This is a genomic window from uncultured Streptococcus sp. (assembly GCF_901875575.1).
Taxonomy (GTDB): Bacteria; Bacillota; Bacilli; order Lactobacillales; family Streptococcaceae; genus Streptococcus.
The window spans coordinates 1-12856 of sequence record NZ_CABFMF010000079.1; the positions used below are offsets into that span (position 1 = coordinate 1).

Genomic DNA, 12856 nt, shown 5'->3' on the forward strand with positions numbered 1-12856 from the left:
CCTTGAATAGCAGTGATAGCTTGGTCAGTGATTTGAACCAATTTCTTCTTAGCTTCATTGTTAGAAGCGAGTTCAGGTACTTTTTTCTCAATTGCTTCAGTCAAGCTAGCCATAGCTTTTTCATAATCAATTTGAGGCTGTTCAGGTTGTTTAGGCTCAATCGGTTTCTCTGGTTGGCCACCTTGTAATTGATTGATTAGCTCAAGAGCAGTTTGGAGTGCTTTGTTTACTTCCTCTTGAGACTTAGCTCCTTGAATAGCAGTGATAGCTTGGTCAGTGATTTGAACCAATTTCTTCTTAGCTTCATTGTTAGAAGCGAGTTCAGGCACTTTTTTCTCAATTGCTTCCGTCAAGCTAGCCATAGCTTTTTCGTAATCGATTTGAGGTTGCTCAGGTTGTTTAGGCTCAACTGGTTTCTCTGGAGATGGTTCTTCTCCAGCTTTTTGATAGTTTTCATCTTTACTAAGAATATCTTGTAAGACATTGACTGTTGCCATTACGTCCTGAACATTTACAGCATCGGAGCTTAATTGCTGAGTGAGTTTATTAAGATTAGTCGTAAATGCTTGGCGAGCAACTGTAGTATCTTTCAATCCAGTTGGATCAAAGTTAGACAAGTCTTCTTTCCATTTAGTGAGAGATTGAAGAATTTCTGCTTTGCTATAGAGTTCGCTACCTTCTCCATGAGTAATGAATTGGTCGACCTGCATACCGATATTCTTGGTCAAATCATTCTTATCTGGGTCCAATTGAAGTGTCACTGCGTGCAAGTTTTCCTCTAGTCCTTTCAGGTTTACTAGAGTTTGGTCACCTTGGCGCTTAGTAGAATGTCCACTAAAGTATTTCTTGCCGTCAACTGTACTTGCATTGCCCATTCCATCTTGGTAAGTAATTTCTTTACCATCAAGGAATACTTTATATATACCATGACCTGGATCAACAAAACCTTTAATTTCTAAACCTGTACCATAGAAATATGCTGTCACAGATGTCTTTTTCTTCTGTTCATCTGTCAAGTGACCAAATGATACCCATGATTCAGTGTTTTGGTATTTTCCAGAAGAGTTTGTTTCGCGTCTCCAACCAGGACTATAATCCAATTGGCTAGCTTGGTCATCATAGCTTGTTTGTGCATTCTTCAATAAGTCAGCTTTCATGACTCGGATAGTAGACTCAGTAGCAAAACCAAGTAATGCACCGTCGGTCGCAGAAGTAAGTTTAGCTTTGAAGTCAAAGATTGAGTCAGCTTGTTCTGTGAAGTCGATAGTCGGTATGGTGACAGTTTTCTCTGTCTCCCCTTCAGCGAAGGTAACATCTTGAGTTGTGTCTTGGTAAACTTTACCGTGAACACCTGTTCCAGGTTCTGTAATGAAACGTACAGTAGCAGAACCTTTGCTACCTCCAACACGCTTGATTGTGACAGTGGCTGGTTTTCCTTTTTCGACATCGTAAGAAGTTGCCTCAAGTTCAAACATACCTTTACTGTCGTTATTAAGGGTGTAAATTCCTTCTGTAGCAATTGGTGTACCAGTCTTATTCACTAAGGTAATGGTGTGTTCTCCAGGGGTTAAGTCATCTGTTTCATACACTTTTTGGCTACGTTTACGGCTACTGTTCTTAGTTTGTACGTCTGCAACTTTTTGTCCATCCACAAATACAGACATTTCACCGTGATTAGGATCCACTGTTGAGACCACATAGGCTTTGGTTCCAGTGAAATGATAGCTTACTTTTGCATCTTTCTTATTGGTCCACATAGAAGTTCCGCGGATACCTTCAGATTCATTGTACCAAGCTGTGCCTTCCTTATCAGCAGTTATATTTGAATGGTATTCAAGTCCAAGAGGATAACCATCTGTTTTTTCGATGCTAGATGGTGTCTTGTAGACTGAGAAGTTGTTTAGTATTGGTGTAGCTTGCGCACCAGTAATCGTAACGCGTATTTTTTGTGCTTCCACAGGTTGGCCTTGGATTAAACGACGGTAACCTACTGTAGCCCCTTCTCCATATGGAACCCAGCGTCCGTTGATTTCAACTTCAATCTTAAATCCAGAAATCCGTTGGCCTTTAGCGATATCTTCCTTAAGTTCAACAACGTCAAAGCGTCTCTTTTGTCCTAAATCAACTGTGAAGCTACCGCTTGTAGCGTCATTTGAAAGGGCCCAGCTAGTATCATCTTTGCCGTCTGTAAGGTGACTTTCTTTGTAAAGGTGATTCTGACGAGTAGAGCTTGCTGTGACAGTTGCTCCTTTAGCGAAGTCAGTCGCATACATTTGATCTAGTGCTGCTTTAAATTCTTTCAACCGCGCAACGTCAACATCTGCGAACTTACCTTCTTTATTTGGTGGGATATTGAGGAGGAGTGGCGTTCCACGACCAACTGACTTGAAGTAGATATCCATCAACTCTTTAAGGGATTTTGGTTGCTGATTATCATGATAGAACCATCCTGAACGGATAGAAACATCAGCTTCTCCTACAGAGTACATATCACCTTCAGGGTCACCATGGTTGAGGTATTCATTCTTAACATTTTCTGTGATATTTGCTTTTTTAACCTTGTGCCATACAGGGTCTCCAGCGATACCACGTTCGTTTCCAATCCAGCGAATACTTGTTGGCTCAGCAGAGAAGATAGCGATATCACCTTCAGCTTCTTTGATGTATTTGAACCATTCATCAAAGGTGTAGGTTACTTTTTGGGCACCGCTACCACGGGCACCATCCATCCATACCTCAATAAATTTACCCTTGTTACCGTATTTTGGATTACCAAGGATTTCTTTTAATTGGTTGAGATAGTATTCGTTGTATTCTTTTTGAGTAGCAACCTTATATTTAGGACTATTAACATCCCATGGTGATAGGTAAACACCCAAGTTCATATCGTACTTAGTGGCAGATTTAGAGACTTCTTCAAGAAGGTCGCCTTTCCCATCTTTCCAAGGGCTAGCTGCTACTGTATGATTCGTATATTGAGAAGGATAAATAACAAAACCATCATGGTGTTTGACTACCATAATCGTGCGTTTAAATCCGGTCTCTTTTAGAGTTCGAATCCATTGATCAGTATCTAAGTTAGTTGGATTGAAGTTTTTAGGATCTTCATTCCCATGTCCCCATTCAGAATTGGTGTAAGTATTCATACCGTAGTGAATGAAGGCGGCTAATTCTTCCTTGTGGTAGTCTAATTGAGCCTTGCTTGGAAGAGGACCATAATTGCCGATTTCAGTTTCCTTATCTTCTGGATGGGCAACAGGCGCTGTAGGAGGCACTGGTTTTGGAGTTTCTGAAATTTTTTCGTATTCAAAGACAACTTGATTGACTCCTTTATGCTGAATGCTAGCCTCTAATCGTGGAGATAGAGCACGATATCCTTCAATTTCTTTTGCTTCAAAAGTATTTACAAAAGAAACATCGTATTCTTTCCCATCATTATTATCTATAGTTGGAGTTGCTAATTCTTGATCTGAGCCGTTCAAACGATAATGAATGGCAAATGAACCTTTATTCACTTCATAAACCACTTTTATGACACGAGTTCCTGGAGCTGTTTTGCTGACAACGTTATAAGTCCATTCATCTTTAAGTTGTTTGTTGATTGCGACACCATCAATTGAGACAATTTGGTATTTCTCTTGATTTTTTTTGTAGAAGTCTGTCTTAGAGATTTCTCTTTTGAAATCATAGTCAAAAGCAGTTCCGACATCAGTCTTTTCAACAAAAGTATCATCGGCTTTAATAGGGTTTCCAGCTTTGTCTAGGTGTTGAATAACAACACGGCCATAATCAATACCTTTAACTAGTGTGGCAACACCATTTTCATCGAAAGAATATTGATTATCACCAATAACAGCAGTTTTATTTCGGAGCATTTCTCCTTCAGGAGTAAAGTAATATCGCTTGCCATTATCCCCTTGATACCAGCCCTTGATAGCATATTTTTCGATAATATCTCTTACCCATTTAACTTGCTCAGGTGAAAGGACAATTCCTCCACCAAAGCGATCTTTGTCAGGAATTCCGTTTTCAATAGTACCATGTTGATGTACACCAACTACTTTACCATCTCCATTGATAACTCCTCCTCCTGAAAGTCCAGAAACGGAAGTCATGTGATAGGTGATTCCTTTTGATCCTTTATCATCGTAGTTGTCAACAGTTTTCACAACACCGTCAGCCTTATAAAGTTGTCCCACGACAATCGGTTTTTTAAGCTCTGGTGAGCTAGAATCAGTTGGATACCCGATAGTACTAATTGGATCACCAGGTTTGTAATCTTTATTATCTGCTAGTGGTACGAAGGTTGCAGATTTATTTGGACTAGCTATTTGAAGTGGGACAGGAGCTACAACAGCAGCTAAATCATTTTGATAGCCTTTGCCAAATTCTTTCTTATTCCAAAAATGAATATCTTCTTCTTTAAATAAAGTCGTATTACCTGTTACAGGTTGAGAATTGCGAACGGGAGCATTTGAACCCAAGTTATAATAAAACTTGGCAGAATTTCCACCACGGATATGACCTTCTTTAGTATCACGATTAGGTTCTAAAAAGTTGTGAGCGACCGTCAAAATGACATTTGGTGCTACAAAAATACCAGAACCAGAAACAATATAACGTTGGGAACCACCATTGTAGATGGTGTAAATCATACTAGCAGCAGTTGCCGGTTGGCCTTCGTAAGGAATATGTTTCAGATCAAGACCACCGTTGACAATGGCACGATTGCTATTTTCAGGTTCTTTTGGAACATCTTCTTTATTTTTGAGGATGCTTTCTGTGTTTACTTTAGGACTATCCTTTTTCTCTACGATTGCTGTAGTATCTAAGTTTTTCACTGGCGTGTCAGGATAAGCCTGATCGTTTATTTCTTCAGGAAGTAAATCAGCAGTTTGACTGTCCGTTGTTGCTTTTTCTTTCTCTAGTTGAGCAGTGTGAGTGTTTGTCACAGATTTTTCTTCAACTGGTTTAGTTACTTCCTCATTTTTCCCTGTCTCCTGAGGGTTGGCGAGCCCAGTGTTTTCAGTTTTTACACCTTCTGTTGTTCTACCTGAATCTGGAAATTTTTCTACATTTTGTGGACTGCCAGTAGAATCTACTCTTGCTTCTTCAGCTAGCGCTGTTCCAGAAGCAAAGAAAGCGAGTCCAACTATAACCGAAGCAACTCCAACGGTTAATTTTCTGATGCTAAAAGTTTGTCCTTTTTCAAAAAGGTATCGATTCATAATATACTCCTAGTCTGAATAAAGACAGTCAGCTACTGTCTGAGCCCAAGTTTTACTTGGAAACGATATGATTTAGAAATAAATAAGATTTGCTAGTTTGACTATAGCCTCCTGGTTTTAAGCGCTTTCATTTTATAAGAAAAATTAAATTAGCTATTTTATGAATTAAAATGAGCTAAAATTCTTAACGTAACAAATATACTAAATAATTCAAAAAAAAGCAAGAGGAAAAATCAAAAAGAAGGGCTGTAGAAACAATTTTTTATAAGTAAAATGGATATTTTCATGGAAGAAATTTGATATGAATAAAAAGTTAAAAGTCTTGGGACATAAGATTTTCTTTTATAGATAGTTTAGTAAAAATTGGAGAGTAGGCAGAAGTGTTTCCACCTCCTACTAAAAAAGGTATGATGACTTCTTTTTGAACGTATATTAGACTTATATTGTATATTCTGGTATTTTAAAGGCTTGTTTGATTCAACAATTCCAAAGAATCAAAATCGACGACTGAAAGCTTATAACCATGAATCATTTAGACAAAATGCACTACAAAAAGGCCGAGCCCCCATTTCTAACTATCAAAAAAACAGTTGACAAAGAGCCAAAAAACGAGCATTCCCGTAGTTGGAGATACTCGTTTTCTTATGTCATGGTTTATAATTAAAATAAGAACAAAACAATTAGAAAGCCATGACAATGTATAAAGATTATAACACAAATCAGTTAAGTTTGGAAGTAAATCTTGCCTACGATATTCCAACAACTCATGAAGCGAAAATGATCAGCCTCTTTGTGAACAATAGCCCTAGCCAAGTGTTGCTGGAAGAGACATCTCACACTGATCGTCTTGCCTTTCATCCATCCATGCTCATGAAGATGACACTGTTCGCTTATGCTCGTCAAGTGGTCTCTGGACGTAAAATTATTCAAATGAACGAGAAAGTTATTCCAATGAAATGGTTGAGTCAGGATACCTATGTTAGCTATAAAACGATTAATAACTTCCGCTCCATTAAACATGCTAACAACTTAATCAAAACTGCTTTTATTTACTTCACCTTGCTTATGCGTGAGAACGAGATGATTGAGGATGAGTCCTTGTTCATTGATGGAACAAACCTAGAAGCTAATGCGAATCTCTATTCTTTCACTTGGAAAAGAGTTGTTGAGAAATATGAAACGGCCTTGAATGAGGAAATCTCCCAGCTCTATGATTAGCTGATTCAAGAATGAATAAATCTCGCCTTATCTAAAGAAGAACGGGAGACCAGTCAGGGATTGGAAGAGCTACTAGAAAAAATGGAGGCTGCCTTAGCTGAATTAGAACAAACTATTGAAAAAATCCTAAAGTGATAAAGGGTAGGTCTGCCAATAGACAAAAACGCTGTCTGATAAAGAAAATCCGTAAGCAATTAAAGGATGATTTCCTTCCTCGTAAACAGGGAAATGAAGAAGCTAGAAAAATTTTAGAAGACTTCAACTCTTTCTCAAAGACAGATCATGATCCCAGTCTTATGAGGATGAAGGAAAACCCTATTCAAAATGAGCAACTTAAACCTGGATATAATGTCCAAACGGATACTGATGGTCAGTATGCCCTTGATTTTGATACCTTTCTAAATCCAACAGATACTCGCACTCTGAAGCCCTTCTTCCAATCGATTCACCTCCTAGACTTATTCAAATATATTATCTAGATACAGGTTATAGCAACGAAGAAAATTATTGTTTTATCATTGATGAATTGGAAAAGACGCCTCTTATTCCCTATACATACCATGTATCCGAAGGAGTTGATTAAAAAGTACCAGACGAGCACATATAATCCAATAAACTGGGAATATCTTGAGGATACAGATCCGTTTATAAGCCCGACGGTGTAGTTGATTCCTTTAAGAATTACTCTAGTCGAACTGACAAGTATGATTTTCAACGTGATTTCAAGATTTATGGAGCTGATAAAGTTCAAGACACTCCTAAGTTAAAACAGTTAACTAAAACAGATAGTGGAAATCAGAAACAAATCCATTATAATCCAATTTGGAATTACTTTAAGGAACTCCTTAAGCAAACATTACATAGTGACGACGGCTCTCGAATCTATGCCAAACGGAAAATCGATGTTGAACCCGTTCCTGATAGATTGAAGAGTATTTTTGGCGTGCTCAGATTTCATGTTAGAGGCGAGCAAGCTGTCTTAACTGAGATAGGATTCTTCTTTATGAGCATGAATCTCATTAAATTGGCCAAGAATCTATCATCTAGAACATCAACTATTCAAAAACCACACAGTGTTTTTACTTTCCTACTATACGAAAAAATCGTTTTTTATTTCTTTTATTCTAATCCAAGACGCTCAAAGATATCATCCACTCGTTTAGTGTAATAAACTGGGTTGAAAATTTCGTCAATTTCTTCTTGTGTAAGACGTGATGTTACTTCTGGATCTGCCTCAAGGAGCGGTTTAAAGTTCACTTGGTTATCCCATGAGTAGGCTGTTTTTGGTTGCACTAAGTCATATGCTTGTTCCCGAGTCATACCTTTTTCAATCAAAGTCAACATAGCACGCTGGCTAAAAATAAGCCCGAATGTTGAGTGCATGTTGCGAATCATGTTTTCTGGGAAGACCGTCAAGTTCTTGACGATATTTCCAAAACGGTTAAGCATGTAGTCAATCAAAATGGTTGTATCTGGTGTGATGATACGCTCAGCTGATGAGTGTGAAATGTCACGTTCGTGCCAGAGAGCTACGTTTTCATAGGCTGTAATCATGTGACCACGGATAACACGCGCCAGACCTGTCATGTTTTCAGAACCAATCGGGTTGCGTTTGTGAGGCATTGCTGAAGACCCTTTTTGCCCTTTAGCAAAGAACTCTTCCACTTCGCGTTGTTCTGATTTTTGCAAACCACGGATCTCCGTTGCCATACGCTCGATAGAAGTTGCGATGCTAGCAAGAACTGCAAAGTACTCAGCGTGAAGGTCACGAGGAAGCACCTGTGTAGAGATTTCTTGAGCACGAATACCCAATTTGTCGCAGACGTATTGCTCTACGAATGGTGGGATGTTGGCAAAGTTACCAACAGCACCAGAAATCTTACCAGCTTCCACACCAGCAGCCGCATGCTCGAAACGCTCGATATTGCGCTTCATTTCGCTATACCAAGTCGCCAATTTAAGACCAAAAGTTGTAGGCTCAGCGTGCACACCGTGGGTACGACCCATCATGATGGTGAACTTGTGCTCCTTAGCCTTATCAGCGATGATGTTGGTGAAGTTTTCAAGGTCACGACGAATGATGTCGTTGGCCTGCTTGTAGAGATAACCGTAGGCCGTATCCACCACGTCGGTAGAAGTCAAACCATAGTGGACCCACTTTCGCTCTTCACCAAGCGTCTCAGAAACCGCACGCGTGAAAGCCACCACATCGTGGCGCGTCTCCTCTTCAATTTCCAAAATACGGTCGATGTCAAAGTCCGCTTTCTCGCGAATCAAAGCCACATCTTCCTTAGGGATTTCCCCCAACTCAGCCCATGCCTCGTCAGCCAAGATTTCCACCTCAAGCCAAGCACGGTATTTATTTTCTTCACTCCAAATATTCGCCATCTCAGGGCGAGAGTAACGGTTGATCATAGTTAAGATACCAAGGACGACCAGAAAGCGACTGAATTTTAGGAACCCAACGCAGGATGCTTACATCCCAGGCGGGTTATCTAAATTCCGAGCTTTCCGTCCGGGTTCAGTTACGCTGAAATCTGGTGACCTTTCCTTTCTAGTTAGTTATAGTCTATTCAAAAGATATTTTCTTCTAATTCAGCCATATATTTTTGAAATAAATCCATAAATATATTATCAATAAGCACAAGTATAAAAAACCAGACAAAAAAATTTCGTGAACTATCACTTTCATTTTGAAGGGCTTTTAGTGATGGCAAGTTATCTTGGTATGATAAGGTATTATGCGCTAATTTATTCCTATTATCATATAATTCTTCATATTTAATTTTTAAGTTCAACTCTGTGTTAATATAAAAAGATGATATATTATTTTCATACTTCTCTAACTGTTTTTTATAAGCTTTTTCCCCTTTTTCATTTGTCAAATCATATTTTGATTCATCTGGTTCCTTAGGTTCTTTTGGTAAATCTTCAAATAACTTATCATTATTCATAAGAAACTGCTCTGTATTTGTTATGACATTTCCAACGAAGTAATTAAACTTTTTTTGAGTCCAAGTTGCCAAACCAGAGTTTGAAAAAATGTTTTTTATACCTTCTAACGAATCATCAATTAATTTCTGCTTATCAATATCACTAATATCAAATTTTTTATTAAGTGACATTATTAAACTAGTCAAGCGCTGGTAGATTGCTGATTTAGCTTTATAACTTGAATATTCTCCTAAATTATCTTTATTTTGCAAAAGAATACGACGATATTCATAATCATATGTCGCCATTTCCCACGCGATACATTTCATTTTCTGCTCTTGAAAACCTGTCATCTTTAAAAATAAAGAATTCATAATATACTCAGATAAAGCATAGGTTTCTATACCATTACCAATAACATAGCTTGCAGCAACTGCTTCTTTCAGAACGGTAGTTATTGGTGTAAAAATAAATGCTTTATGATTACTCATTTTATATACCTACTGTAAATCTCATAAGATCTTTGAATTCTATTTCTTAAATGCATCAAAGCATTTGGATTCTTAGTATGTTTCATGTCACTTTTAAATGATTGAATTTCGTCTTTCAAATCTAGAACTAAATTATCTATAGATTCAATATCCAGTTTCTTACTTTCAAAGATAGTATACTTTAACAAACCAAAAGCAACTAAATCTATATCAATAATTGAAGTTAAAACTATTTGATTAGTTAGAACCCCCATAAATTCTCCGACTTCTTCTAATTTATTTGAATAGTCTTCTGCTGTTACATATTCTGGTAATGGAGAAAATAAATCGCTATCTTCACCATATGCAACAAAGTAAATGAATTCCTCATATAGCTTTTCCATTCTTCGAGCATATCCATAACCGACCTTATTTATATTGACTTTTTCTTCATAGTGAGATATTAAAGCAACATAACGAACAAAGTCCATTTGCGCATCATTAATCCTAATTGTTTTACTAAATTCTGGTTCAAAAAAATCTACAAGACCATCTCTAAGAAAATACAGTGATTTTCTACTTTCCTGAGGAAGTAATGTTTCACCTTGGATATTTATGTTTCTAAACACAGAAGAATAATATCTTTGCTGTTCAGAGTAAAACTCATCAACACTCTCACTACCCGTAACTTGTGGGACAAGATAACAAAAACCAAGGTAATGTGAACGTAAAAATTCTAGACTAATTTCTGGAATCCTATCATAATTATCTTTTTTTATCTGTGAAAGTATTTGTTCTTTGCTGTTACCTTTCTCCGTTAGCTTCTTCAACGACCACTCTAAAATATTATCAAACTCATCAATATCTATTTCTGAATCATTATCATCAATCAAGTTTGCAATTTTCTTTTTATATTTTTCTTTATTCGGAAAAATACCTAAGAAGCTAAGAAAAATACTAGTCAAACGTTGTTGCCCATCCAAAATTAAATTTTCACGTTCTGTTCCCTTATCATAAGAACCAATAGTAACTGGTGGTACAAATTCATTTTTTCGTATACTATCAATTAATTTCTCTGTTTTCTCCTTATCCCAAACAAATAATCTCTGATAATCTGGAAGAATGATATTTTTTTTCAAAATTAAATTCATCCAATGTTCTAAAGTATATTCACCATAGTATACTTTACTCTCCATACTAAAACTCCTTCCCTTCCCCAAACTCTCCCACACTATCCGGCACATCACTAAACAAAGTCACATGTCCCATCTTGCGGTTGTGCTTCGCTTCTATTTTACCATACATGTGGAGGTGGGCGCTTGGATTTTCTGTGACATATTTTTCAGCAGCTTCGACATGCTGGCCGAGAACATTGAGCATGACTGCTGGTGCATGTAGTTTGATGGCTGGTAATGGTGCGCCCAGAACACCCAGAATATGGGTATCGAATTGCGAGAAGTCGCAGGCTTCGATAGAGTAGTGTCCAGAGTTATGCGGACGTGGGGCAATCTCATTGACAATAATGTCATCAGCAGTCGCAAACATTTCCACACAGAGGGTCCCAGACAAGTTGAGTTGTTCTGCGATTCGCACTGCCATAGTTTTAGCCTTGTCAGCTAGACTTGTTGAAATGCGAGCAGGCACGATAGTCTTAGACAAGATATTGTTACGATGGATATTTTCCTGAACTGGGAAAACTGTCACATCCTTGCCATTCCCTGACACGATGACAGAGATTTCAAGGTCAAAATTAACAAATTCTTCCAAAACACAGTCTGCAGAATCCGCTAGCGTATAGGCTTCTTCCAAGTCTGCTTCTGAGCGAATGACCTTTTGTCCATGCCCATCGTAGCCACCAGTCGCAGTCTTGAGGACATAGTTTTTGGACAGGTCAATCTCCGCCAAGTCTTGGCTAGAATTCACAACCTTGTAAGGTGCCACAGTGACTTGAGCCTTGTTTGAAAGAAAGTCCTTTTCAAAGATACGGTTTTGAGAAATGCGTAGCAGGTCTGTCCCTTGAGGGAGTTGTCCATCCTTGATGACAGCATCCAAACCGTCAGCATCGACATTTTCAAACTCATAGGTGAGGACATCGCATCGCTCTGCCAACTGACGCAGAGCATCCACGTCATTATAAGGCGCCACAATGATTTCTGCCACGCGAGAGGCAGGGCAATCCGCCGCAGGATCCAGCGCAATAACCTTGTGCCCCATGTAGATAGCAGAGATGGCCATCATCTGCCCTAGCTGACCGCCACCGATAATTCCGATTGTTTTAGATGAGCTCATTGGTAGAATCCTCTGCAATTTTTCCTTGTTCTTCTGCAAAATCTGCCAAAGCTGTCGCGATAGCCTGATCCTCTACTGAAAGGAGACGGAGGGCAAAGAGGGCTGCGTTTGTCGCACCAGCTTCACCAATAGCCATGGTTGCGACTGGTACTCCACCTGGCATCTGAACGATAGAGTAAAGCGAATCCACGCCACTAAGAGCACGCGATTTAACAGGTACACCGATGACAGGAAGGGTTGTTTTAGCAGCTACCATTCCTGGCAAATGGGCTGCGCCTCCAGCACCTGCAATAATGACCTTAATCCCACGACTACGTGCTTCTTCAGCATGTTTGAACATAAGGTCAGGTGTGCGGTGGGCAGAAACAACTTTCTTTTCATAGGCTACACCGAAGCGGTCGAGGACTTCGGCTGTTTTTTGCATGGTTGCCCAGTCGGATTTGGAGCCCATGATGATGGAAATTACTGGTTTAGTCATAATTTTCCTTTTCTTTCCTTTCTTTTTTCAATCACCTTAAGTTGTGAGTTACGGCAGCAACCACCAAAGGTGTCTCATGCCTAAATTGGAAGCCCAAGGTCTTCCAATTTCCCTGAAGCCTTGGCTAACAAAGCCAAGCCTTCTTTCACAACGGCGGTGATTGTTCTATATTAGCTCGCTAACGCTCGCAAGGTTATGCGCCCATTAACGTATTTTGTGAATTTTTTCTTTTTTTGATA

At 38.8% G+C, this 12856-nt stretch carries 6 protein-coding genes and 2 pseudogenes; 1 reads left to right on the forward strand and 7 read right to left on the reverse strand.

The genetic code is table 11. The features are described 5' to 3' along the window. On the reverse strand, positions 1–5228 hold a 5228-nt coding region (locus tag QZ114_RS09270; protein WP_295502517.1), incomplete at its 3' end, for an alpha-L-fucosidase. 696 nt (positions 5229–5924) lie between these two features. Between QZ114_RS09270 and QZ114_RS09275 the strand changes: the two are divergent. Next, positions 5925–7614 (forward strand): annotated as a pseudogene (locus tag QZ114_RS09275) (IS1182 family transposase). On the opposite strand, the gene purB reads toward QZ114_RS09275, so the two are convergent. From purB to QZ114_RS09875, 6 genes and pseudogenes are all read right to left on the reverse strand, one after another. Next, the gene (gene purB, locus QZ114_RS09280) at positions 7566–8861 is read right to left on the reverse strand and encodes an adenylosuccinate lyase (RefSeq protein WP_295502519.1); all 1296 of its coding nucleotides are present in this window, start codon (positions 8859–8861) and stop codon (positions 7566–7568) included. The pseudogene QZ114_RS09275 and the gene purB overlap by 49 nt on opposite strands. A 158-nt stretch (positions 8862–9019) precedes the next feature. Then, positions 9020–9871 carry a hypothetical protein gene (locus tag QZ114_RS09285; protein WP_295502521.1) on the reverse strand — a complete coding sequence of 284 codons (852 nt, stop codon included), beginning with the start codon at positions 9869–9871 and terminating at the stop codon, positions 9020–9022. After that, complete coding sequence (locus QZ114_RS09290; RefSeq protein ID WP_295502523.1) at positions 9868–11046, reverse strand: DUF262 domain-containing protein; 1179 nt, start codon at positions 11044–11046, stop codon at positions 9868–9870. The genes QZ114_RS09285 and QZ114_RS09290 overlap by 4 nt, the downstream gene beginning before the upstream one ends. 1 nt (position 11047) lies before the next feature. Further along, positions 11048–12139, reverse strand: a complete 1092-nt coding sequence (purK, locus tag QZ114_RS09295; protein ID WP_295502525.1) for a 5-(carboxyamino)imidazole ribonucleotide synthase — start codon at positions 12137–12139, stop codon at positions 11048–11050. Further along, complete coding sequence (purE, locus tag QZ114_RS09300) at positions 12126–12617, reverse strand: 5-(carboxyamino)imidazole ribonucleotide mutase (protein ID WP_295502543.1); 492 nt, start codon at positions 12615–12617, stop codon at positions 12126–12128. The genes purK and purE overlap by 14 nt, the downstream gene beginning before the upstream one ends. Before the next feature lie 31 nt (positions 12618–12648). Continuing rightward, positions 12649–12741, reverse strand: a pseudogene (locus QZ114_RS09875) (phosphoribosylaminoimidazole carboxylase); the annotation flags it as partial. Positions 12742–12856: the final 115 nt, after the last annotated feature.

Coding starts and splice junctions, on each gene's coding strand:
- QZ114_RS09285 (WP_295502521.1), bottom strand. CDS start 9,871: ATGAGTAATCATAAAGCATTTATTTTTACACCAATAACTACCGTTCTG.
- purB (WP_295502519.1), bottom strand. CDS start 8,861: ATGATCAACCGTTACTCTCGCCCTGAGATGGCGAATATTTGGAGTGAA.
- QZ114_RS09290 (WP_295502523.1), bottom strand. CDS start 11,046: ATGGAGAGTAAAGTATACTATGGTGAATATACTTTAGAACATTGGATG.
- purE (WP_295502543.1), bottom strand. CDS start 12,617: ATGACTAAACCAGTAATTTCCATCATCATGGGCTCCAAATCCGACTGG.
- purK (WP_295502525.1), bottom strand. CDS start 12,139: ATGAGCTCATCTAAAACAATCGGAATTATCGGTGGCGGTCAGCTAGGG.